Source organism: Calidithermus timidus DSM 17022 (assembly GCF_000373205.1).
In the GTDB taxonomy this organism is placed as follows: Bacteria; Deinococcota; Deinococci; order Deinococcales; family Thermaceae; genus Calidithermus; species Calidithermus timidus.
Map to the genome: position 1 here is coordinate 1 of NZ_KB890691.1, position 23,152 is coordinate 23,152.

Sequence of the window (23,152 nt, forward strand, 5' to 3'; positions counted from 1 at the left end):
TTGTTTCTGGAGAGTTTGATCCTGGCTCAGGGTGAACGCTGGCGGTATGCCTAAGACATGCAAGTCGCACGAACCAGTTTCGGCTGGTTAGTGGCGGACGGGTGAGTAACACGTGGGAGACGTGCCCTCAAGTGGGGGAAAACCAGGGGAAACCCTGGCTAATCCCCCATGTGAACCCCCGCCCTGGCGGGTGTTTAAAGCTTCGGCGCTTGAGGATCGGCCCGCGCTGCATCAGGTAGTTGGTGGGGTAATGGCCTACCAAGCCGACGACGCATAGCTGGTCTGAGAGGACGACCAGCCACAGGAGCACTGAGACACGGGCTCCACTCCTACGGGAGGCAGCAGTTAGGAATCTTCGGCAATGGGCGAAAGCCTGACCGAGCGATACCGCTTGAAGGATGAAGCCCTTCGGGGTGTAAACTTCTGAACTCGGGACGATCATGACGGTACCGAGGTAATAGCACCGGCTAACTCCGTGCCAGCAGCCGCGGTAATACGGAGGGTGCGAGCGTTACCCGGATTTACTGGGCGTAAAGGGCGTGTAGGCGGTCTTTCAAGTCCGATGCTAAAGTCTGGGGCTCAACCCCAGGACTGCGTTGGATACTGTGAGGCTAGACGGTCGGAGGGGGTAGCGGAATTTCCGGAGTAGCGGTGAAATGCGCAGATACCGGAAGGAACGCCAATAGCGAAGGCAGCTACCTGGACGACTTGTGACGCTGAGGCGCGAAAGCGTGGGGAGCAAACCGGATTAGATACCCGGGTAGTCCACGCCCTAAACCATGAGTGCTGGGTGTCCGGCTTCTGCTGGGTGCCGTAGCTAACGCGCTAAGCACTCCGCCTGGGAAGTACGCACGCAAGTGTGAAACTCAAAGGAATTGACGGGGGCCCGCACAAGCGGTGGAGCATGTGGTTTAATTCGAAGCAACGCGAAGAACCTTACCAGGCCTTGACATGCCCGGAACCCCTCCGAAAGAAGGGGGTGCCCGCAAGGGAGCCGGGACACAGGTGCTGCATGGCCGTCGTCAGCTCGTGTCGTGAGATGTTGGGTTAAGTCCCGCAACGAGCGCAACCCCTATCCCTAGTTGCCAGCAGCTCGGCTGGGCACTCTATGGAGACTGCCTGCGAAAGCAGGAGGAAGGCGGGGATGACGTCTGGTCCGCATGGCCCTTACGGCCTGGGCGACACACGTGCTACAATGCCAAGGACAAAGCGCTGCTACCTCGCGAGAGGACGCCAATCGCAAAAACCTTGGCTCAGTTCGGATTGGAGTCTGCAACTCGACTCCATGAAGCCGGAATCGCTAGTAATCGCGAATCAGCCATGTCGCGGTGAATACGTTCCCGGGCCTTGTACACACCGCCCGTCAAGCCATGGAAGTGGGTTCTGCCTGAAGTCGCCGGTAGCCTTGGGCAGGCGCCGAGGGCCGGGCTCATGACTGGGGCTAAGTCGTAACAAGGTAGCTGTACCGGAAGGTGCGGCTGGATCACCTCCTTTCTAAGGAGTACTCAGTTGTACGCTACGCGCGTGCAGCTCAGCAACTCGCCCGATCTGTGCAAGGTTCAGATCCCCCACCCTCACCGGTGGGGGATCTTCTTTTTGTAACGCCTCAGTCACCGGGCAAGGTAAGCTTTGGGGGATATGGTGCGCGGCCTACCCGACCTCGAGCTCCGCCAAGAGCCGCTGCGCTTTTTCACTCAGCTCGCCCGCCTCGGCCCCGACATCTCCACCTTCCAATTCGCCAACGGGCAGCAGATCGTCTTCCTCAACCACCCCGACCTGGTGCGCGAGGTGCTCGTCGAGCGGGCCGAGCTGTTTCACAAATCGGAGATGACCCGAGCCTTCGCCGGGGGGATGGGTCACGGCATCCTGGTGAGCGAGGGCGAGTTCTGGAAACAGCAGAGCCGCCTGATGCGCCCGGCTTTCCACTACAAGCGCCTGCTGGGCTACGCCGCGGTCATGACCCGCTTCACCCTGGAGATGCTCGAGGGCTGGCAAGACGGCGACCTGATCCACGTGGACGAGGAGATGAACGCCCTGACCCTGCGGGTGGTGGCCAAATGCATGTTCAACGTCGAGGCCAAGGACGACCGCGACATCATGCACAAGGCCATCATCCTGGGGCAGCAGGTGGTGGGGCAGATGATCCACGGCTGGCTCACCGACCCCCACTGGACCCCCTCGCTCAACCGCGCCGGCATCCGGGTGGTGCGGGCTTTGAACGAGATGGTGCAGCGCCACATCGCCCAGCGCCGGGCCCAGGGTGAACTGGGTGACGACCTGCTTTCGATGCTGATGGAAGCCCAGCAACAACCTGGCATCGAGCTGAGCGACCGGCAGTTGCGCGACGAGGTGCTCACCGTGATCACGGCGGGCCTCGAGACCACCGCCAACGCGCTGGTGTGGGCCTGGCACCTCCTCGACCGCCACCCTGCGGTACGGGATAGGCTCCGCGCCGAGCTGGACGCGCTGGGCCGCATGCCCACCTTCGAGGACCTCCCCCGCCTGACCTACCTCGACCAGGTGTTCAAGGAGGTACTGCGGCTCTACCCGCCGGTGTGGATCATCGGGCGGGAGGTGGCTGCCCCTGAGGGGGTCGAGCTGGGAGGGATGTACCTGCCCTATAAGTCGCAGTTGGTGCTGTGCCAGTGGACCCTGCACCGCGACCCGCGCTTCTTCGAGCAGCCCGACGCCTTCATCCCCGAGCGCTGGACGCCCGAGTTCGAAAAGTCCCTGCCCCGTGGGGCCTACTTCCCCTTCAGCCTGGGGCCCAGGGTCTGCACGGGCCAGGGCTTCGCCACCACCGAGTTCAAGATCATCGTGGCCGGGGTGCTGCAACGCTTCGACCTCGAGCACACCGAGGGGATGGAAGTCCAACCCGAGCCCAACTTCACGCTGTGGGCCAAGGGCGGCCTGCGGATGCGGGCGAGGGCGCGGGTGCAGCCGCGCTAGGTTATAGCGGATTCAAATGCCCACACCTGGGGTTCCCCGAGCGCCCACGACGGGTACTCCCCACCCCCAAAAAAGCGCCGGGCGTAGAGGGCGGCCAGCTTGGCGTAGCGCTCGCCTCCACCCCCGACGGCCTGAAGGTCGTAGAGCAGGGCTACGCTGGCAGCGTCGGCCAGGGTGCGCAGGGCTTCCTTGGCGTACCACTGTGCCTGGGCGGGCTCGAGGCTTTGCAGGTGGGTCAGGGTGCGCTGGAGGGCCCCCAACGCGAGGCGGGCCTCCTCGGTCCCGACCGCCTCGAGCCGGGGCACGAACTCCGCCAGGAAGGGCTCTTGGACCCCCTTGCGGGTGAGCACCTCGAGGGTGTCGAGGGCCTGCACGTTGGCCGGGCCCTCCCAGATGGGGGTGATGAGGGCCTCGCGGCTCAAGCGGGCGATGGCGAAGTCCTCCACGAAGCCCACCCCCCCGAAGAGCTCCATGGCCAGCTGGGTGCAGTAGGTGCCGTGCTCGGCGGTGCGGGCCTTGGCCAGGTGGGTGAGCAGGCGGGCGTAGTGGTAGCGCGGGCTGTATGGAGGGCGTTCGACCCAGGCTTCGTCCCAGGCGGCTACCGCCCGGAAGGTCAGGGCCAGGCCCCCGGCGATGCGCACCGCTAGGTCGGTCAGGTCGCGGCGGATGAGGGGATGCTCGAGCAGCGCCCGCCCGAAAGCCGCGCGCTGCCGCACGCGGAAGAGGGCCTCGAGCTGGGCCTTGCGGGCCAGGCCCATGGCCCCGCAGGCGTTGGCCAGGCGCGAGAGGGTGAGGGTCTCGAGCAGGTAGTAAATACCTTCCTCGGCTCGGCCGATCAGGTGGGCCTGGGTGTTCGCGAACTCGACCTCACCCGAGGGCACCGCGCGGGTGGCCAGCTTTTCCTTCAGGCGGCGCACCCGGTAGTTGAGCCGCCCCTTTTCGTCCAAACGGGGAACCAAAAACAGCGCGATCCCCTTTGGCCCTGGCGGAGCCCCCTGAGGGCGGGCCGAGACGATGGCGTAGTCGGTGAGCCCGGCGCCGCTGGAGAAGTACTTCTCGCCGTTCAAGCGCCAGGATGCGCCGTCCCAATGTGCGCCAGTCTGGTTGGCCCCGATGTCCGAGCCCCCCTGCACCTCGGTCATCCAGGTCGCACCGACAGCCTCGCCGCTCAGAAGCCGCGCTTTCCAGGCGGAAAACTCCGGCGCGTACTTGTGGATGCTGTAGATCACGCAGCCCGTGATGGTCTGGATGCAGTACAGGCCGGGGTCGGCCAGCAAGTAGCCCTGGGTGAAGTGGTGGTGCCAGCTTCCCCCCTCATAGGGCGGGCGGTTGATCGCCGCCAGCCGCCGCAGCAGCGCTTCCTGCGCGGGCGACAGGCGCACCCGGTCGATGCGGTTGCCCTCCAGGTCGTGCATCACCAAGACGGGACGGGCTTCCTTGTCCACGTGGTCGGCCACGCGGTAGGCCTCGCCACCGGCCAGCTCCCCGAAGGCCTCGAGTTCGCCCCGATATGCCTCCCACCCCCGCCAGTAGCGCTTCAACAACGCGGGCAGGTCGGGGTCGAGCAAGAAGTGGTTGTGCCCATAGGCATAGGATTGGTGTTTCATGATCCAGCTTAGGCTACCGCAAGGATGGCCTTACAGCGGAAGCCCTTCGAGATCCACCCGTCCTTGTGGAAAGCCTTGGCCCCTACAGGGGAAAACCATGGGCCTCAGCCGTCCCTCCACCTTCCCAGCTGGTTGGTCGTAGACGTAGGCATTGGGCACCAACTGCCAACCGAGCCGCCCATAAAAAGCCACCAGGGCTTCGCCGCACATCAGAAAGCCGAAGTCACACCCAAGCTCATCGCAGATAAACCCCGCTGCGTGCTCGAGCAGGAGCGAACCATAGCCCCGCCCTCTCCAGCGCGGCGCGGTGATGACCCCACCCAGCAAACCCAGCGCCACGGAGTCGCCGTCCACGCTGCCCCTGCGTCTGACGATCTCGAGCACGCTGACCAGCTTGCCCTCGACGAAGGCCAGGACGTACCACTGCACCGGGGCCAGCTTCATATCTAAGCGGAAGGTGCGCCTCTTCCACCACCACAGCCGCCATCGCAATAGCGGCGACACCTTCCCAGCAGGCACGGCTTCGATCCGAATATACGACGGCAATGACGGTAGTCTCATGGTCGGCACGCTCCAAACGGCCTTCGTGCCAGCGAGCGAATCAGAAGCTCGAAATCTTGGGCAGCCCCAACGGAAGCAGCAGGTATGTGGTTGCGGTCTGGCTTCGAATATAGAAGGCTTGCCCACATGTTACCCCATGCTGAGCATTGAGCATGAAGCCTCCAGCCCCATGCCTAGCAATCGGCTGAAGCCGCCGGGTCCCAAGTTGCGCAGTCGCCGCTCGAGGCAAAACGCCGAACGCCCAAAGCCAAGGTCGGACGGCGCGTTGCATAAGGAGCAACGACGGGAAACTTCCTGCGAACTACTCAGCTCACCCGCTCGACGCGCAGCATGTTGGTGGTACCGCGCACACCAAAAGGCACGCCGGCGGCGATCACCACCCGGTCGCCCGGCTCGGCCATGCCAGACTGTTTGACCATCCGCAGGGCGATGTCCACCATGTCCTCGGTGTCCTTGGGGTCGGGGGCCAGCAGCGGCAGCACACCGCCGATGAGGGCCAGCTGGTTACGCACGTGGGGATTGGGGGTGAGGGCCAGCACCGGGACGGCGGGCTTGGTGCGGGCGATGCGGCGGGCCGCCCCGCCGGTGGCGGTGAAGGTCACGATCAGCTTGGCCCCCGAGGCGTCCACCACGTTGTCCACCGCCAGGGCGATGGCGTCCTGCACCGAAGGGGTGGGAGCCGGGCGCAACTCGTGTAGGCGGTTCATGTACTCGGGGCTGGCCTCGATCTTGCGGGCCACCTTGGCCATGGTCTGCACGGCCTCCACCGGATAGGCCCCCGAGGCGGTCTCGGCAGAGAGCATCACCGCGTCGGTGCCGTCGAAGATGGCGTTGGCCACGTCGGAAGCCTCGGCGCGGGTGGGGATGGGGTTCTTGACCATGCTCTCGAGCATCTGCGTGGCGGTGATGACCGCCTTGCCGGCGTGGATGGCCTTGAGGATGATGCGCTTTTGGATGATGGGTACCTCCTCCAGCGGCATCTCCACACCCAAGTCGCCGCGCGCCACCATGATCCCGTCGGCCTCCTCCAGGATCTCGTCGAAGCGCGCGACCGCGCTGGGTTTCTCGATCTTGGCCATGAGGCGGGCGCGGGAATTGTAGCGGTTGAGGTAGTGGCGGGCTAAGAGCAGGTCGTCGCGGCTGCGCACGAAGCTCATGGCCACCCAATCGACCTCGAGTTCCACCCCCAGCGCCAGGTCTTCGATGTCCTTGTCGGTGAGCGCGGGGATCGAGAGGTCGGCGCCGGGGATGTTGATGCCCTTGTTGTTCGACAGCCGCCCACCCACCAGCACGGTGGTGTGGATGTCGTTGTTGCGGACCTCCTCTACCTGTAGCCGCAGGTTGCCGTCGTCGAGGAGCAGGATCATCCCCGGCTCGACGTCCATGGGCAAGCCGCGGTAGGTGGTCGAGACCCGGTTCTCGTCCCCATCCACCGGGTCGCTGGTGATGATGAAACGCTGGCCCGCCTGCAACTCCACGGCCCCCTGGGCGAAGCGCCCTACCCGGATCTTGGGGCCTTGCAGGTCCTGCAGGATGGCCACGGTCTGGCCCAGCTCCTCCGAGACCTGGCGGATGATCTGTACCCGCTTCCGGTGGTCCTCCGGGGTGCCGTGGCTGAAGTTGAGGCGGAACACGTCAACCCCCGCCTCGACCAGCGCCTTGATGATCTCGGGGCTCGACGAAGCCGGCCCCAGCGTCGAAACGATCTTGGTGCGTTTAGAAAGCGCCATATCCCAAAAACCTCGCTCCCGCACCCAATTCTTCCTCGATGCGCAGGAGCTGATTGTATTTGGCCAGCCGGTCCGAGCGCGAGGCCGAGCCGGTCTTGATCTGGCCCGCGTTGACCGCCACGGCGATGTCGGCGATGGTGGAGTCCTCGGTCTCGCCCGAGCGGTGGGAGAGGATGGCGGTGTAGCCCGAGCGCTGGGCCAGGCGGATGGCCTCGAGGGTCTCGGAGAGGGTGCCGATCTGGTTGACCTTGACCAGGATGGAGTTGCCCACCCCCTGCTCGATACCCTGCTTCAGCCGCGCGGGGTTGGTGACGAAAAGATCGTCGCCCACGAGCTGGATGCGCTTGCCTAGGCGCTCGGTCAGGAGCTTCCAGCCTTCCCAGTCGTCCTCGGCCAAGCCATCCTCGATGGAGACGATGGGGTATTGGTTGACCCAATTCTCCCAGTAAGCCACCATCTCCTCACTCGACAGCGCGCGCCCCTCGGACTCGAGGTGGTACTTGCCATCCTTGTAGAGCTCGGTGGTCGCTGGGTCGAGCGCGAAGGAGATGTCCTTACCCACCTCATACCCCGCCTTCTCCACTGCCTCGACGAGCACCTCCAGAGCCTCTACGTTCGATTTTAAGTCGGGTGCGAAGCCGCCCTCGTCCCCGACATTGGTGTTGTAGCCCCGGGCCTTTAAAACCGATTTTAGGGCGTGGAAGGTCTCCACCCCGTAGCGCAGCGCCTCGCCGAAGCTGGGGGCCCCGGCCGGCACCAGCATGAACTCCTGGAAGTCGACGTTGTTGTCGCCGTGCTTACCCCCGTTGATCACGTTCATCAGGGGCACCGGCAGGGTCACGCCCTGCACCCCGCCCAAGTAGCGGTACAGCGGCAGGCCCAGCGCCTCAGCCGCCGCGCGGGCCGTGGCCAGCGAGACGGCCAGGATGGCGTTGGCCCCCAGGTTGCCCTTGTTGGGCGTGCCGTCGAGCTCGAGCAGGGCCCGGTCCACGGCCTCCTGGTTGAGGGCGTCGAGACCCTGCAACTCCTCGGCGATGCGCTCGTTGACCGCAGCCACCGCCTTGAGCACGCCCTTGCCCGCGAAGCGCCTGCCCCCATCCCGTAGCTCCACGGCTTCGTGGGCCCCGGTCGAGGCCCCCGAAGGCACCAGGGCCCGGCCCCGCGCGCCGCCTTCGAGGATCACCTCGGCTTCTACCGTGGGATTTCCCCGCGAATCCAACACTTCGCGTCCCTTAATTTCCACAATCGTCGTCATAGAGATGCTCCTCCGTGGAAACACTTACAACCGGGTCACAGTCTACACCTTGCCCCTTGGTATACCGAAAGTGGGGCATCCCGGGGATGGACACGGTATAGCTGGGGACGGGAGGCGCACTTCCCCCCTCTTCCCACCGGCGCCGAGCGGCGAGACATCTTGTCTTTAGCTACCGGCGTTCACCATGCCAGCCCTACACCCGCAGCGGCACCACCACCGACAGATACCCGCTGTCTTCCACCGCCTGCACCAGGCTGGGGCTCGTAGGCCCCGAGAACGAGAGCTTCACGCCCCCCTCGATGGGGCCCAGGGCGTCTATGAGGTATTGAGCGTTGTAGGCCACCACCAACTGGGGCTCGCCCTTAGCCTCCACCGCGATCTCCTCGCGGCCACGCCCGTAGTCGCCCTCGGAGTTGATCTCGAGCTTATTGCCGCTGAAGATCAGGTCCACGCGGTGGTTGTTACGGTCAGACAGCACCGCCACGCGCTTGAGGCCCTCGCGCAGGGCCTCGGCCTGCAGGGTGGCCTCGAGCACGAAGCTCTGCGGGATCACGCGGGCGTAGTCGGGGAATTCGCCCTCCATCAGCTTCACCGCCATGCGCACCGCGTCACCCACCAAGGTCAAGGTGCCCTCCCCCACCCCGACGGAGAGCTCCCCTTGCACGTCCTTGAAGATGCGAATGATTTCGTCGGCGCTCTTGGCAGGAATCACCAACTTGCGGGTGGACTCGGTACTCACGCTCAGGTCGTAGCGGGCCAGGCGATAGCCATCCGAGGCCACCGCCCGCAGGTTGCCGGGGGAGAGCTCGAGCTGCACCCCCCGAAAGATCGCGCGGTACTCCTCGGTACTCGCCGCGTAGCGCACCCGGGTCATGGCCTGAGCCAGCCGGGCGGCGGGGAGCTTCTCCCCGGCGGGCTGGCGGAAGGAGAGCTCCGGGTAGCCGTCGGGGTTGGTGGTTTGTAGCTGGGTACGGTAGCTGCCGCTGATGAGCTGCATCTGCTCAGCGATATGCAGCTCGACGAGCTCACCAGGCGTACTGCGCACGATCTGGAAGAAGGGTTGGGAGGGGACCAGGGTCTGTCCCTCGCCCTTGGTCTCGGCCGAGAGACGGACTTCTATGTCCACCTCCCCGTTGGTGCCCCGCAAAACCAAACTACCCTGTTCAAGGGCGACGGGCAGGTAGGTCAGGATGGGGTTAGAGCTGCGGCTGGGAATAATGCGCTCGAGGATCGAGAGGCCATCGGCCAGGGTCTTCTTGGGGATTCTCGCTTCCATAAGGTTCGGCCTTTTAAAGCTCTACTCCTTCTCTTTTAAAGACTTTAAAGAATTAGTAGTAATAGTAGTAGGGCCTGTGGATAGTGTGGAAAAGTGGCTTAAAGTGGCATCCCTATCGACAATTGCTTGTGGATAACTTCTGTGGATAACCCACCCCTCCCTGTGGATAACTTGTGGATAACTACCCCGGTTATCCACAGGCTCGAGGTCCGTTGAGTTATCCACAGCCATTTCCACAGACTTATCCACAGCTTATCCACAGACTTATCCACAGGTTCCACCCCCCGAGTCTACCCGAGCCGCTCCCGGATAGCCCGCAGGTTCTGCTGCAGGTTGGTATCGTTGTCCAGCGCCTCCTGCACCTTTTGAATGGCGTAGAGCACGGTGGTGTGGTCGCGCCCGTCGAAGAACTGCCCGATCTCCGGCAGCGAGGAGTGGGTCAGCTCCCGGATCAGGTACATCGCCACCTGGCGTGGCAGCACCACCTCCTTGCGGCGCCCCGCCCCTTTGAGTTCGTCTGTCCGCAAACCGTAGAACTCGGCCACCGCCCTGAGGATCTCCTCGGGGGCGTACTCGGCTTTGGCCATGAACACATCGGAGAGCGCCCTGGCCGCCACCTGCTTGCTGATCTCCACGCCGTTGAGCGAGGCGTAAGCCACCACCCGCATGAGCGAGCCCTCGAGCTCGCGGATGTTAGAGGTGACCACCTTGGCGATGTACTCGAGCACCTCGTCGGGGATGCGGATGCCCCGGTACTCGGCGTTCATCCTCAGGATGGCCACCCGCGTCTCGAGCTCGGGCGACTGGATGTCGGTGATGAGACCCCACTCGAAGCGGCTGCGCAGGCGGGCGGCGAGGGTGAGGATGTCCTTGGGGGGGCGGTCGGAGGAGAGGATGATCTGCTTGCCGGCCTCGTAGAGGGCGTTGAAGGTGTGGAAGAACTCCTCCTGGGTGCGCTCCTTGCCGGCGATGAACTGGATGTCGTCGACGAGCAGGAGGTCGACCGAGCGGTAGCGGTCGCGGAACTCGGTCATGCGGTCTTTCTGGATGGCCTCGATCAGCTCGTTGGTGAAGGTCTCGGTGGAGATGTACTCGATCTTGAGCTGGGGAAAGCGCGAGGCCACGGAGTGCCCCACGGCGTGCATGAGGTGGGTCTTGCCCAGGCCCACCCCCCCGTAGATGAACAGCGGGTTATAAGCCCTGCCCGGCGACTCCGCCACGGCCACCGCCGCCGCGTGGGCCATGGAGTTGTTGGGGCCGACGACGAAGTTTTCGAAGGTGTACTTGGAGTTGAGCCTCGAGCGCGGGTCGGGGGTCTTGCCGGGCTCGGGCGCCGCGGAGAAGATATCCTCCTGGACGGGGTTGCCCGGGGTGACCTTGAGTTCGAAGCGGGGGGTCTGGGCCCCCAGCTGCAGCAGAGCTTCTTGGATCGTTTCCGTATAATGCTTCTTGATCCACTCTCCGGCAAAGGACGTGGGGACGCCGAGCTCGAGCACCCCGTTGTACACACCGAGGGGGCGGATCTTCACGAACCAGGTGTTGTACTCGACATCGGTGATGCTCTGGCGAATGTAGTCCAGAACGTTTTGCCAGATGGTGTGCTGGGTCAAGGCCGCTCACTCCTTGCGAAGGCCGAGCGCGCACTGCGCTGGCTAGGGTCTGACTATTCTATTGCACATTGGCCGCGTCTGCTAAAGTGGTTGGGATGGCAGTCTACGACGTGATCGTGGTAGGGGGAGGGCACGCGGGAATCGAGGCCGCCTGGGCGGCGGCGCAGGCCGGGGCCAGGGTGGGCCTGGTCACCAGCAACCCCGAGCGCATCGGCCTGATGCCCTGCAACCCGGCGGTAGGGGGGCCGGGCAAGAGCCAGTTGGTGGCAGAGATCGTAGCCCTGGGCGGGCTGATGGGCCGCTTGGCCGACGCCACGGCGATCCACACCCGGGTGCTCAACCGCTCCAAGGGGCCTGCGGTGCAGAGCCTGCGGGTGCAGGTAGACCGGGACGCCTATGCCCTCGAGGCCCAGCGTACCCTACTCGCGCACCCCAACGTCGAAGCCGTCCGCGCCGAGGTGGCTGCGCTGTGGCTCGAGGACGGCGGCTTACGGGGGGTACGCGCGGTGGACGGCCGGACCTTTGCCGCGCGCTCGGTGGTGGTCGCCAGCGGAACCTTCCTCAGCGGGGTGGTCTGGTATGGTCGCCAGTCCCGTCCTGCCGGGCGTCAGGGCGAGCCGCCAGCCCGCTTCCTCTCGCAGAGCCTGCGCGAGGCCGGGCACACCCTGCTGCGCTTCAAGACGGGAACCCCCCCGCGTATCCGGGCCGACTCGGTGGACTACGCCGCGCTCGAGGTCGTACCCGCCGACGACCCGCCCGGTTCCTTCACGGGTCGTCCCGGGCCCTTCGCCGCAGCCCGGCCCACCTGGCAGACCCGCACCACGGCGGCCACCCACCGCCTGATCCAGGAGAACCTGCACCTCTCCCCCCTTTACGGCGGAGACATCGAGGGGATCGGTCCCCGCTACTGCCCCTCCATCGAGGACAAGGTGGTCCGCTTCGCCGACAAGGAGACCCACCTGCTCTTCGTGGAGCCGGATGGCCTGGAGACCTCCGAACTCTACCTACAGGGCTTCTCCTCCAGCCTGCCGCCACAGCTGCAGGAGCAGATGGTGCGCAGCCTGCCGGGTTTCGAGCAGGCCGTGATCCAGCGCTACGCCTACGCGGTGGAGTACGACGCGCTGCGCTCGACCGAGCTCACGCCTGGGCTGCAGTCGCGCAAGCTGCCGGGCCTCTTCACCGCCGGGCAACTCAACGGCACCAGCGGCTACGAGGAGGCCGCCGCCCAGGGGTTGCTGGCGGGGCTCAACGCGGCCAGGTACGCCATGGGCCTCGAGGAGGCGGTGCTGCCCCGCGACTCCGGCTACATCGGGGTGATGATCGATGACCTGGTTCACCGGGGTACCGACGAGCCCTACCGCATGATGACCTCGAGGGTCGAGTTGCGCCTGCTGTGCCGGGCCGATAACGCCGACGAGCGCCTGGGCGAGTGGGCGGTGGCCTGGGGGCTGCAGCCGCGTGAGTGGATCGAGGAGGTGCGCCAAAAGTACGCCCGGATCGAGGCCGAGCTCGAGCGTCTGAGCGGCATTCGCCTGGAGGGGGTCTCGGCGCTGCACTACCTGCGGCGTCCCGAGGCCACCTACCCGGACCTGATCGCGCGGATTGGAGCGGGAGGGCTTCGTTCCCCGGAGGAAGCCCAGCAGGTGGAGATCCGGGCCAAGTACGCCGGCTACATCGAGCGCCAACTCAAGTTGCGCGAGCGACTCGCCGAGCTGGAGAGCTACCGGATCCCCCAAGACATCGCCTACGCCTTGGTGCCCAGCCTCTCGCGAGAAGCCGTGGAAAAACTCTCCAAACTCCGCCCCCGCACGGTGGCCGAAGCCTCGCGGGTTCCGGGGGTCCGCGACTCCGACCTCACCGCGTTGCTGATCCACCTGACCAAGGTTCCCGCTTGAGTGTTTCACGTGAAAACTGACGGTGAAACAAGGGCTGGCGGGCGATCCTGTGACAAAATGTTTCACGTGAAATCTAACGGTGAAACAGCGATCGACTTCGGCAGCTTCCAAATAGGGGTGCTGCTGGGGGTCCTGATCGGAGAAGGCCACTTCGGTGGTGATGGTAAGCAACCCCAGGTCACCCTGCGGATGCACTCGAGGCACCAGCAGCTATTCGAGTGGCTAACCCGGCAGGTCCCCGGTTCGAAGCTATACGGCCCCTACGACCACGGTGGGCGTCACTACTACCAATGGATCGTGCGGGGGCAGGCCCTGCGGGAGTTTCTTGTCCCGCTGCTCGAGCGGCTGCCCTGGGCGCAGATCGACCCCCCCAGCTACCAGCGCTACCGCGAGATGAAAGCCCGTTACGGCCTGGAGGCTGGGTCGTGGAGCTGACAGCCACGGGCAGGGAACTCTTGCTGCGGGGTGCTGTGGCCCTGGGGGAAGAGCTAAGCCCCACCATCCACCTCTTCGAACGGCTGTATGCCCAGTTGACCGAGGCTAACCGGCAGATCAACCTCACCTCGTTGCGGGAAGAGCGCGACATCGTGCTCAAGCACTTCCTCGACTCCTTGACCTGCCTCGCCAGCGGTCTGCTCGAGGGCCCGCTCGAAGTAGTCGACGTGGGGACCGGGGCTGGGTTCCCCGGCCTGCCGCTCAAGATCGCGAGACCTTCGCTGAGGATGTACTTCCTCGAGGCCACCCGCAAAAAGCTGCGCTACGTCGAGGAAAGCTGCGCGCTGTTAGGGCTAGGGGACACGGCATTCGTTTGGGGGCGGGCAGAGCAGATCGCGCATCAGCCCGAGTATCGCGCGCGCTTCGACCGGGCAGTGATCCGCGCCGTGGGTTCCATGGGACAGATCAGCGAGCTGTGCCTGCCGCTGCTCAAGGTGGGCGGCTATCTGATCGCCCAGAAAGGCCCCGAGGTCGCGCGGGAACTCGAGGGGGTCGAGCGGGGCTTGAGGCCGCTGGGGGGCGTGCTCGAGGAGGTAAAGGAGCTGGAGCTGCCCGAATCCGGTGATCAGCGGCGGCTGGTCATCATCAAGAAAGTGGCTGCCACGGAGCCCCGCTATCCCCGCAGACCCGAGGCGATCGCCCGACATGGATTATTCTGATAGGCAATGAACCGCATCGGCATAGTCAACCAGAAGGGCGGGGTAGGGAAGACCACCACCGCCATCAATCTGGCCAGCTACCTGGTCAGGGCCGGGCGGCGGGTGCTGCTGGTCGACCTCGACCCCCAGGCCAACGCCACCTCGGGGTTGAACCAGCAGCCCACCGAGGACGGGATTTACTCGCTCCTGCTGGGCGAATCCACACCCCAGCAGAGCATCCGCGAGGTGGTCAGGAACTTCCACCTCCTGCCCGCCGGTGCCGATCTGGTGGGGGCCAACGCCCAGCTTGCGCACCTGCCCCAGCGCCTGCGGGAGGTGCTCGAGCCGCTGAGCCCAGCCTACGACCTGATCCTCATCGACGCGCCCCCCAGCCTTGGGCCCCTCACCCTCAACGCCCTGGTGGCCTCCGAGGGGCTGCTGGTGCCCGTGCAGGCCGAGTACTACGCCCTCGAGGGCATCGCCGGGCTGATGGAGACCATCGACGAGGTGCGCAGCAGCCTGAACCCGGCCCTGCGGCTGCTGGGGGTTCTGATCACCATGTTCGATTCGCGGACCCTGCTCTCGCAGCAGGTGGAGTCCAACATCCGCGCCCACCTAGGAGAAAAAGTGTTCTGGACGGTAATTCCACGCAACGTTCGCCTGGCCGAGGCCCCCAGTCACGGTCAGGCCATCGGCGACTACGCCCCCACCTCGAGCGGGGCCCACGCCTACCGCCGTCTGGCCGAGGAGGTGATGCGCCGTGTCCAGGAAGCCTAGCGGTCTGGGCCGGGGCCTGGAGGCCCTGATCCCCAAGAGCCAGGGCTCGCTGACCCGCTTGCCCATCGCCCTCATCCGGCCCAACCCCGAGCAGCCCCGCAAGCATTTCGACCCCGAGTCCCTGGCCGAGCTGGCGGCTTCGATCAGGCAGAAAGGGCTGCTGCAGCCCCTGCTGGTGCGCCCCAAAGGCGACCTCTACGAGCTGGTGGCGGGGGAGCGGCGCTACAGGGCGGCCCAGGAGGCCGGCCTGAGCGAGGTGCCCGTCATCATCCGCGACCTCGGCGAGCGGGAGGTGCTCGAGATCGCCCTCATCGAGAACCTCCAGCGCGAGGACCTCAACCCGGTCGAGGAAGCCCAGGGCTACCAGCGACTCCTCGAGCTGGGGGCCAGCCAGGAGGAGGTGGCGATGGCGGTAGGCAAGGCCCGTGCCACCGTCAGCAACGCCCTGAGGCTGCTGCAACTGCCTCCGGCGGCGCTCGAGGCACTGCGGAACGGCCAGATCACCGCCGGACACGCCCGCGCCCTGCTGATGCTGCCGGAGGAGCAGCGGGAGTGGGGGTTGGAGCAGATTCTGGGAAAGCAGCTCAGCGTGCGCGATGCCGAGCGCCTGAAAGAGCGAACCCCGCCGACCTCGCCCGCTCGTCAGCGCTCCGAGGCCTACGCCGAGATCGCCCAAACCCTCACCCGCCAACTGGGCTTCAAGGTGCGCTTCAGCGCCGAGAAGAGGGGCAAGCTCGAGATCAGCTATCACTCCGAGGAGGAGCTCAACGCCCTGCTCCAGCGGCTGGGCTACGAGGCTTGAGTACCCCCGTAGATCCCGTGGGGGCTTCAGAGAAAGGCAAGGGGGGTGCTTAGCGTAAGGGAATGCGGATGGCCCCCTCTAAGTCGGTGCGCCGCACCGCCACCCCGTGCCTGCGCAGGCGTTCCAGGACGGCAGGGGTGGGGTGGCCGTACACGTTGGCCCCCACCCCAATCACCGCCAGGCGGGGTTGGAAGCGCTCGAGCAGCTCCTCCCCGGTGCTGCTGGCCGAGCCGTGGTGAGCGACCTTGAGTACGTCGATGGGTTGGGCCTCCCAGTACCGCTCCTCGGAAATGGGGGCGTCGCCGGTGAACAGGATGCGCCGTCCCCCCCACTCCAGCACGAAGACCAGGCTGCGGGCGTTGTCCTCCGCGCCATTTTCCCGGGGCCCCAGGAAGCGCAGGCGGGCCTGCCCTACCCGCAGCACGCTGCCCGCGGCGGCTTCGATGACCCTGACCCCCCGAACCCGAGCCACCTCGCGCAGCCGCCGCTCCTGGGGGTCCTCGAGCCGCGGTGGCCCGGTGACCAGCACCCCGACCCCCACGGACTCGAGCACCTCCGGCAGGCCGCCGATGTGGTCGGCGTCGGGGTGGGTGGCCACGACGAGCTCGAGGTCGTCGACCCCCAGCGCCCCTAAGGCCCCCACCACCCGGCGGCCCGCCCAGTCCCGCCCCCCATCCACCAGGATCTCCACCCCGCCGGGGAGCCGCAGCAATGCCGAGTCGCCCTGTCCGACATCGAGCTGCCAGTACTCCGCCGCGGGAGCCAGCAGGTTGAGGCTGGAGGCCAGCGCCGCCGATCCCGTCAGCACCGACGCGCGCCGCCAGGAGATGTGGCCGTAGAGAGCGGCCAGCAATGGGGTGATTCCGAGGTAGTAAAGCGCAAACCCCTTCGGGCTGATCTCACCCCAGTAGAGCTGGGGGCCGCGGGCGAAGAGCGCGACGAGCTCGAGGGTCAGCCGCCCCAGCCCCTCGAAGGGCAGAGCCAGGGCGCTCCCCAAAAACATCTTGAGGAAGCCCAGCGGAACCAGCAGGTTGAGGAAGGGTAGCACGAGCAGGTTGGCGACGGGGGAGAGGAGGGGCAGGCTGTGGAAGTGGTGCAACAGCAGGGGCAGCAACAAGAGCTGCGCCGCGAAGGTCACCGCGAAGGCCGCCCACAGCCAGCCCTTGAGGCCGCTGGGCCGGGGGAGCTTGGGCAGCACCAGGGCCATCCCCAGCACCGCCAGGTAGGAGAGCTGGAAGGAGAGGCTGTAGATGGCGAAGGGTTGCCACAGCAGGTGCAGCGCCGCCGCCCAGCCCAGCGCCGCCAGCACGTCCAGCCGGCCCTTGCCCAAAAACAGGGCTACCAGCACCAGCGCCGCCATGATCTCGGCCCGCACCAGCGAGGGCGAGGGGCCCACCAGCCACAAGTAGGCCAGCAGGATGGCCAGCGCCCCCAGGTAGCGGTACGCGCCGGCGAAGGAGAGCAGCAGCACCAGAAAACCCGTCAGGATGGCGACGTTGAGGCCGGAGAGCGCGAGGGCGTGCGCCAGGCCCGAGCGCTGAAACTCGCCATAGGTTTCGCCCAGATCGCGCCGCTCCCCCAGGGTCAGGGCCACGGCCAGCGCCGCGACGGTGGGGGAGAGGCCGGCCTCGAGCCGCTCCCTTAAGCCATCGCGCGGGCCGTGGGGCAACGGTTGGCTCCAGAGCACCCGCTCCACCTTGAGCACCGCTCCCACTCCCACCCCCCGCAGCCACAGGGCCTGATCGAAGCCGCCGGGGTTGCGCCGGCCCTGGGGGGGCTGGAGCACCCCGCTCAGCCGGTAGCGCCCGTCTTTGAGTGGGGGAAAGTGCCGCAGGTAAACCCGCCCCTGAGCAGTGCTCAAGAAGCCCTCGCGCACGACCCCCTCCAGCTCCACCCGAGACCCCAGCTGGCCGGCCCAGGGGTCGGAGGGGAGCAGCAGCCGCAGGCACAGCAGCCCGAAGGCCCCGGCAAAAGCCCAGCGCTCGGGTCTGGGCAGCAAGCCCACCAGCAGTAGGCTCAGGTAGGCCAGGGGGCTGAGCTGGGTCAAGGCCCCGGCCAGCGCGCCTAGGCCAAGGGCGTGGGGGATCATGGAACGACAAGGGGTCGCAGCCGCTCGAGGGTCTTGGGTCCAATACCCCTGACCCGCTCCAGGTCCTCGACGCGGGTATAGGGCCGGCCCTCCACGATGCGGCGGGCCAGCGCGGGGCCAATGCCGGGCAGGCGCTCGAGCTCTTCGAGGCTGGCCTGGTTGAGGCTGATGCGCTGTGGCAGGGGTGCGGCGGGGTGTGACTCGGGGGCAGGGGGCAGCGAAGCCTGGCTCAGCACCTCCACCGCGACAAAGCGCTCGCTCAGACGGGGCCAGAGGCTGGCCAGTCCCAGCCCCACCACCAGCAGCAGGTAAACCCCGGTCAGGAGATCTCGGACAGGCGCCACTGGATGCCCGCCAGCCCCAGCCCGAAGACCGCCACGCCCAGCGTGGTCCAGAGGTCGGCTGCGGGGTCGCTGGCCTTGAGGGCCACGTAGGCCAGGCTGTAGGCCAGGGTGACCGCGCAAAGCACCTTCAGCAGCACTCCCGTGCCCGCACGCGCCCGGCTGGGGCTGGGGGTCAGGGCGGCGGGGGGCTCGGGCATGGTGGGGACGGGGGTGGGCACCGGAGGGGGAGGGGGCTCCTCGAGCGAGGGCGCGCGCGGGCGGGTCTCCTCGGCGGTCTTGCGGGTGCGCTCCTCCTCCCAGACCTGGGTGGGCGCAGCCGGGGGAAAATCCGGCTCGTTCTCGGGAACCTGGATCACCGAGGGGTGGCGCGGTTCGCGGGGCGGTGGCGCTGCCTGGGGCTCGGGCTCCGGCCCGCCCTCCTCGGCGGGGGGAGGGGGAGGTGGGGGGGTTTGGACAGGTTGGGGCCTGGCCTCGGGTTGGGGATGAGCTTGGGCTGTGGCTACCGGGGGCGGCGAGGATTGGGTCTGGCGGCTGCGGGCACGGACCACGTGCTCCTTGAGCGACTCGAGGAAGCCCCTGAGCTCATCCACCTTGAAGGCGGCGAGGGGGATTTCCATCAGCGCGCCCTGAGCCCCCAGCACCGCGACGGTGTTGCCCTCGCCGCGCGATATGCGCTTGATTGAGCCCAGGGGCGCACTGCTGCCCCCTTCATCGCTGAGAAACCACAGGTCCCTGTGGGTGATGGCGATGACGCCACCCGATCCTTCCAGGCGGGCAATCACCTCGTCGCGCACCAGTTCTGCAAGACGCGCATCGTATTTGCCCATATGTGTCAATATACACTATCTGTATGGAAACACGCTTATTGCTGGGTCATCGAGGTGCGCCACGTCTGGCACGGGAAAACACCATCGAATCTTTCGCCCTTGCGCTCCAGAGCGGCCTCGACGGGGTAGAACTCGACGTCCAGCGCAGCCGCGATGGGGTGCTGGTGATCCACCACGACTTCGACCTGGGGGGCGTGCCCATCGCCGAGCTGGACTGGGCCGAGCTGCGGCGCAGGGCCCCCTGGATGCCCCGGCTGGAGGAGGTCTTCGAGTTCTTCGAAGCCCACCCTAAAGCTTGGATTAACCTCGAGCTCAAAAGCCAGCCCCCCCTCAGCGATGGCCGGGAGAAGGCCCTGGCCCGGCTGCTGGGGGCCTGGGGCGGGCGCAGCCGCGCCTGGGTCTCCAGCTTCGACCCCCTGGCCCTCGTCCGCCTGCGACGGGAGGGCCTGGACGTGCCGCTGGCGCTGCTCTATGCGCAGGAGGAGGTGCTCGAGCTGCTCCCCTGCTTGGAGGTGCAGGGCGTGCACCCCCACCACAGCTTGCTGAGCCGCGAGAGGGTGGAGCGTTTGAGCGAGCAGGGCTACTTCGTGGTGACCTGGACCGTCAACGAGGCCCCTCGGGCGCGGGAATTGCTCCGCTGGGGCGTGCGCGGGGTGATCGGCGATGTGCCCGATGAACTCAAAGCCGCGCGGGATTGACTATCCTAAGAGGTGGTATGGAGGGTATTCGCTTTCGCCTGATATTCGCCAACGACCCCGACGTGTTCCAGGAGCGCATGAACCGCTTCATCGCCGACCTCGACGAGAACGTGCTGCTCGTGGACGTCAAGTTCTCCACCACCGTGCAGGGGGCGCAGGTCAACTACTCGGCGCTCGTGCACTACAAAGAGGTTGAAAGCTGGAAGGACTGACTCGAGGTGCTCAAGCTGGATCACCGCCGCCCGGCGTGGGCGGCGGGGCGCTCAATCTGAAGCGAGGAAGCCATGAAAGGACTCGTTCTCTCCGGCGGTAAGGGCACCCGGCTGCGCCCCCTGACCCACACCCGGGCCAAGCAACTCATCCCCATCGCCGGCAAACCCAACCTCTTCTATGCCCTGGAGGATTTGGTGGAAGCGGGCATCCGCGACATCGGGGTGATCCTCAGCCCCGAGACCGGTCACGAGGTGCGCGAGGCTCTGGGCGACGGCTCCCGCTGGGGAGCGCGGCTCACCTTCATCGTGCAGGAGGCCCCGCTGGGCATCGCCCACGCGGTCATGACCGCGCGGGACTACCTGGGCCAGAGCCCCTTCGTGCTCTACCTGGGCGATAACCTGCTCTCCGGGGGCATCCGGCACCTGGTCGAGGAGTACCGGCAGACCCAGCCCCAGGCCATCGTGCTGCTGACCGAGGTCGAAGACCCCCGCGCCTTCGGGGTGGTGGTGCTCGACGCGCAGGGCCGGGTGGTGCGCCTGGTGGAAAAGCCCAAAGACCCCCCCTCCAACCTGGCGCTGGTGGGCGTCTACCTCTTCAGCCCGGCCATCCACGACGTCATCGCCACGCTCAAGCCCTCCTGGCGCGGGGAGTACGAGATCACCGAGGCCATCCAGGGCCTGGTCGAGCGCGGGCAGAAGGTGGTGGCCCACCAGGTGCGGGGTTACTGGAAGGACACCGGCAAACCCGAGGATCTCCTCGACGCCAACCGCCTGGTGCTCTCCCAGATCGCCCGCCGGGTGGAGGGCGAGCTCGAGCAAGCCGAGGTGGTGGGCGAGGTGGTGGTCGAGCCCGGGGCCCGCATCGTGCGTTCGACCGTGCGCGGTCCGGCCTTCATCGGTGCTGGCAGCCTCATCGAGGACAGCTTCATCGGTCCCTACAGCGCCATCGGCAAGGGTGCTAAGGTCATCGGCAGCGAGATCGAGTACTCCATCCTGATGGACCGGGCCGAGGTGCGCCAGCTCGCCTATCGCCTCGACGCCAGCATCCTCGGTCACGAGGTGGTGGTGGACGGCCAGGGGAATACCCGCCGCCACACCCTGCAGATGGTGCTGGGCGATCGCAGCCAGGTCAAGCTCTGATGGGCACGATCCTCATGACCGGAGGCAGTGGGCGCCTGGGTACGGCCCTGCGTGCCCTGATGCCCGAGATCGTGGCCCCGCCCCGCGGCGAGCTCGACGTCACCGATCCCGAGAGCGTGCGGCGCGCGCTCGAGCGCCACCAGCCCAAGGTCCTCCTCCACGCGGCGGCCTACACCGACGTCGCCAGGGCCGAGCAGGAGCGCGAGCGGTGCTGGGCGGTCAACGTCGGGGGAACCCGCAACGTCGTGCGGGCCCTCCAGGGCACCGGCGTCTTCTTGGTCCACATCTCCACCGACTACGTCTTCTGGGGCGACCGCGGCAACTACCGCGAGGACGACCCCGTAGGCCCGGTGCGCAACTACTACGCCCTCTCCAAGCTCGTCGCCGAGGAGGTCGTGCGCGTCCTGCCCCAGCACCTCATCATCCGCACCTCCTTCCGCCCCTCGCCCTGGCCCTACCCCACCGCCTTCACCGACCTCTACACCAGCCAGGACTACGTGGAAGTGATCGCCCCGGAGATCGCCCTGGCCCTGAGGGGGCTCGAGCGCATCCCTTACGCCACGCTGCACATCGCCACCGAGCGCAAGTCGGTCTACGAGCTGGCGGTGCGTACGCGGCCGGAGGTGCAGCCGGGATTACGCGCCCAATCACCAGTAGCCCTCCCGCAAGACATCTCCCTCGATACCCAGCGCTGGCAAAGCCTCAGACAAGAATGGGGCTTGTGATGCCCGATTCCGACGCATTACGTGCCCCCGGTATGACCGAGGGCTCGGGCGGGTAAGAGCGAATGGCCTTCTGCTAGAATGCCCGCGTGGGTTGGCTCGAGGCGGTGCGGGAACAGTTGGGCGCTATGGGGGTGGAGCGGGTCTACCTCTTCGGCTCCCACGCGCGGGGGACGGCCACCCAGCATTCCGACCTGGACCTCCTGGTCCTCTGGGAGACCGACCTGCCCCCCCTGGAACGCATCGGCCAGGTGCTCTGGGCGCTACGAGAGCTTTCCTTCCCAGTGGAAGCAATCGTCCTCACCCCACAGGAGTTTAAAAACAGGCGTGAACTGCCTTTCCTGCGGGGTGTGATGAAGGAGGCCAAGCTCATCTATGAGCGTGGAAAAACAGCAGCGTGAGGCCCACCGCTGGCTCCGCCAGGCTAAAGACGACCTCGAGGCGGCCCAATCCTTGGTGGCGGCTGGGAAGTATGCCCAAGCAGCCTTTTTCGCCCAACAAGCCGGGGAAAAAGCCCTAAAGGCCGTGTGGTTCTTTCAAGACGCCGACCCCTGGGGGCACTCCCTGGGTCGGCTGGTGCGAGAGATGCCCGAGGGGTCCAGGGAACGCTTTGCTCCCCTACTGGAGGCAGCTTTAGCCCTAGATAAGCTTTACATCCCTACCCGCTACCCCGACGCCCTGGCTGAACTCACCCCCGCCGAAGCCTACACGCAAGCGGAAGCCAGGGCTGCTTTGACCCAGGCCGAGGCCATCCTGAAGGCAGCCGAGGATTGGCTCGAGGAGGCTGCATGAACCCCCCGCCCGATCTGGAGGCTCTGAGGAGGAACGCGTGCGCATAGGGGCTCGAGCGCATCCCTTACGCCACGCTGCACATCGCCACCGAGCGCAAGTCGGTCTACGAGCTGGCGGTGCGTACACGGCCGGACGTGAGGCCCTCGAGCCGGAGGGAGGTCGCGGTTTCGCTGCCGGAGGATGTATCGTTGAGCCTCGAGCGATGGCAAAGGTTGAGGCATAGGATTACGTGGTTTGCTACTTGAAATGGGGGAAGAAAAGGGAGATGGTCTTCATTGCTATGAGAAAGCATCCCCGCCTAGAGGAGCTGTTTTTGAAGGTCTTCATCCTGGTGGATGACTGGCTCAAAGCTCACCAGGAGCGCTTCAGGCTACCGGTGCAAGCCAAGCCGGTGACCAGCTATAGCGAGTTATTCACCATAGCCCTGGTAGGTGAACTGTTGGCCCAACCCTACGAGTCGGTGTGGTACTGGCTGGTGCCTCAGAATCATCGGGATTTGTTCTTGCGACTGCCTGAGTACAGCCTTACCATCAGGGAGGATCGGGGGATTGAGCTCATCGATACCAAGCCCCTCTGCATCGCCCAGGGTAAGCCTTGGAAATGGGCCAAGCTGCGCGCGGTGGTGAGCCTGGGGGGTTGTTCCGACCTTGGGCCTTTGTGCCTGCGCACGTGCACGAGAGCCGTGTTGTCGAGGGGCTGGTTGGGAGGGCCACGCTATTCGCTCGCTTCACCT

At 66.2% G+C, this 23,152-nt stretch carries 22 protein-coding genes and 1 rRNA gene; 14 read left to right on the plus strand and 9 right to left on the minus strand.

From position 1 onward, the window contains the following. Positions 1 to 3: 3 nt before the first annotated feature. Together B047_RS0106020 and B047_RS0106030 are read left to right on the plus strand one after the other, a co-directional pair. Positions 4 to 1,494: ribosomal RNA gene (locus B047_RS0106020) — 16S ribosomal RNA — on the plus strand. Between the two features lie 144 nt (positions 1,495 to 1,638). Beyond that, positions 1,639 to 2,949 (plus strand): cytochrome P450, encoded by a 1,311-nt coding sequence (locus B047_RS0106030; protein WP_018466059.1) that lies wholly within the window; start codon positions 1,639 to 1,641, stop codon positions 2,947 to 2,949. Here B047_RS0106030 and B047_RS0106035 read toward each other — a convergent pair. From B047_RS0106035 to dnaA, 6 genes are all read right to left on the minus strand, one after another. Beyond that, a complete protein-coding gene (locus B047_RS0106035; RefSeq protein WP_018466060.1) occupies positions 2,946 to 4,556 on the minus strand; it encodes an acyl-CoA dehydrogenase family protein in 1,611 nt (536 codons plus the stop codon). The two genes, B047_RS0106030 and B047_RS0106035, sit on opposite strands and share 4 nt — an antisense overlap. A 30-nt stretch (positions 4,557 to 4,586) precedes the next feature. Continuing rightward, complete coding sequence (locus B047_RS16355) at positions 4,587 to 5,117, minus strand: GNAT family N-acetyltransferase (RefSeq protein ID WP_084784951.1); 531 nt, start codon at positions 5,115 to 5,117, stop codon at positions 4,587 to 4,589. A gap of 305 nt (positions 5,118 to 5,422) precedes the next feature. Next, on the minus strand, positions 5,423 to 6,847 hold the full coding sequence (gene pyk / locus B047_RS0106045) for a pyruvate kinase (RefSeq protein WP_018466062.1): 1,425 nt from the start codon (positions 6,845 to 6,847) through the stop codon (positions 5,423 to 5,425). Then, the gene (eno, locus tag B047_RS0106050) at positions 6,834 to 8,102 is read right to left on the minus strand and encodes a phosphopyruvate hydratase (RefSeq protein ID WP_026234638.1); all 1,269 of its coding nucleotides are present in this window, start codon (positions 8,100 to 8,102) and stop codon (positions 6,834 to 6,836) included. Before eno ends, pyk begins: the two co-directional genes overlap by 14 nt. Positions 8,103 to 8,295: 193 nt before the next feature. Then, entirely contained in the window at positions 8,296 to 9,378 is a 1,083-nt protein-coding gene (dnaN, locus tag B047_RS0106055; RefSeq protein ID WP_018466064.1) for a DNA polymerase III subunit beta, read from the minus strand. 290 nt (positions 9,379 to 9,668) lie between these two features. After that, positions 9,669 to 10,988 (minus strand): chromosomal replication initiator protein DnaA, encoded by a 1,320-nt coding sequence (dnaA, locus tag B047_RS0106060; RefSeq protein ID WP_018466065.1) that lies wholly within the window; start codon positions 10,986 to 10,988, stop codon positions 9,669 to 9,671. Between the two features lie 95 nt (positions 10,989 to 11,083). Between dnaA and mnmG the strand changes: the two genes are divergently transcribed. Genes mnmG through B047_RS0106085 form a run of 5 tightly spaced genes read left to right on the plus strand, consistent with a single transcriptional unit; the run spans position 11,084 to position 15,595 of the window. Beyond that, positions 11,084 to 12,883, plus strand: a complete 1,800-nt coding sequence (gene mnmG, locus B047_RS0106065) for a tRNA uridine-5-carboxymethylaminomethyl(34) synthesis enzyme MnmG (protein ID WP_018466066.1) — start codon at positions 11,084 to 11,086, stop codon at positions 12,881 to 12,883. 57 nt (positions 12,884 to 12,940) lie between these two features. Then, positions 12,941 to 13,318, plus strand: a complete 378-nt coding sequence (locus B047_RS0106070; RefSeq protein ID WP_052606054.1) for a hypothetical protein — start codon at positions 12,941 to 12,943, stop codon at positions 13,316 to 13,318. Beyond that, entirely contained in the window at positions 13,309 to 14,037 is a 729-nt protein-coding gene (gene rsmG / locus B047_RS0106075; protein WP_018466068.1) for a 16S rRNA (guanine(527)-N(7))-methyltransferase RsmG, read from the plus strand. Before B047_RS0106070 ends, rsmG begins: the two co-directional genes overlap by 10 nt. A gap of 6 nt (positions 14,038 to 14,043) precedes the next feature. Continuing rightward, positions 14,044 to 14,793: a ParA family protein gene (locus B047_RS0106080; RefSeq protein ID WP_018466069.1), complete on the plus strand. Its 750-nt coding sequence runs from the start codon at positions 14,044 to 14,046 to the stop codon at positions 14,791 to 14,793. Beyond that, complete coding sequence (locus B047_RS0106085; protein WP_018466070.1) at positions 14,777 to 15,595, plus strand: ParB/RepB/Spo0J family partition protein; 819 nt, start codon at positions 14,777 to 14,779, stop codon at positions 15,593 to 15,595. Before B047_RS0106080 ends, B047_RS0106085 begins: the two co-directional genes overlap by 17 nt. Positions 15,596 to 15,644: 49 nt before the next feature. Here the strand turns inward: B047_RS0106085 and B047_RS0106090 are convergent, their stop codons facing one another. From B047_RS0106090 to B047_RS17190, 3 genes are read right to left on the minus strand one after another with little or no spacing between them, the layout of a single operon-like run. Beyond that, positions 15,645 to 17,684 (minus strand): DNA internalization-related competence protein ComEC/Rec2, encoded by a 2,040-nt coding sequence (locus B047_RS0106090; protein ID WP_018466071.1) that lies wholly within the window; start codon positions 17,682 to 17,684, stop codon positions 15,645 to 15,647. Beyond that, positions 17,681 to 18,028, minus strand: coding sequence for a ComEA family DNA-binding protein (locus tag B047_RS0106095; protein ID WP_052606059.1), 348 nt, complete (start codon positions 18,026 to 18,028; stop codon positions 17,681 to 17,683). The genes B047_RS0106090 and B047_RS0106095 overlap by 4 nt, the downstream gene beginning before the upstream one ends. Further along, positions 18,004 to 18,855 (minus strand): hypothetical protein, encoded by an 852-nt coding sequence (locus B047_RS17190; RefSeq protein ID WP_026234640.1) that lies wholly within the window; start codon positions 18,853 to 18,855, stop codon positions 18,004 to 18,006. The genes B047_RS0106095 and B047_RS17190 overlap by 25 nt, the downstream gene beginning before the upstream one ends. Before the next feature lie 23 nt (positions 18,856 to 18,878). Between B047_RS17190 and B047_RS0106105 the strand changes: the two genes are divergently transcribed. The 7 genes from B047_RS0106105 to B047_RS0106135 form a co-directional block, all read left to right on the plus strand. Then, the gene (locus B047_RS0106105; RefSeq protein WP_018466073.1) at positions 18,879 to 19,553 is read left to right on the plus strand and encodes a glycerophosphodiester phosphodiesterase; all 675 of its coding nucleotides are present in this window, start codon (positions 18,879 to 18,881) and stop codon (positions 19,551 to 19,553) included. A gap of 17 nt (positions 19,554 to 19,570) precedes the next feature. Beyond that, positions 19,571 to 19,765, plus strand: a complete 195-nt coding sequence (locus B047_RS0106110) for a hypothetical protein (protein ID WP_018466074.1) — start codon at positions 19,571 to 19,573, stop codon at positions 19,763 to 19,765. A 72-nt stretch (positions 19,766 to 19,837) separates the two neighbouring features. Then, positions 19,838 to 20,905: a glucose-1-phosphate thymidylyltransferase gene (locus B047_RS0106115; protein ID WP_018466075.1), complete on the plus strand. Its 1,068-nt coding sequence runs from the start codon at positions 19,838 to 19,840 to the stop codon at positions 20,903 to 20,905. Next, positions 20,905 to 21,630, plus strand: a complete 726-nt coding sequence (locus B047_RS0106120) for an SDR family oxidoreductase (protein WP_018466076.1) — start codon at positions 20,905 to 20,907, stop codon at positions 21,628 to 21,630. The genes B047_RS0106115 and B047_RS0106120 overlap by 1 nt, the downstream gene beginning before the upstream one ends. A gap of 86 nt (positions 21,631 to 21,716) precedes the next feature. Next, complete coding sequence (locus B047_RS0106125; protein WP_018466077.1) at positions 21,717 to 22,028, plus strand: nucleotidyltransferase domain-containing protein; 312 nt, start codon at positions 21,717 to 21,719, stop codon at positions 22,026 to 22,028. Beyond that, positions 22,003 to 22,419 (plus strand): HEPN domain-containing protein, encoded by a 417-nt coding sequence (locus tag B047_RS0106130; RefSeq protein WP_018466078.1) that lies wholly within the window; start codon positions 22,003 to 22,005, stop codon positions 22,417 to 22,419. The genes B047_RS0106125 and B047_RS0106130 overlap by 26 nt, the downstream gene beginning before the upstream one ends. Positions 22,420 to 22,699: 280 nt before the next feature. Further along, positions 22,700 to 23,152: hypothetical protein (locus B047_RS0106135; protein WP_420805374.1), on the plus strand; the 453-nt coding region annotated here is incomplete at its 3' end.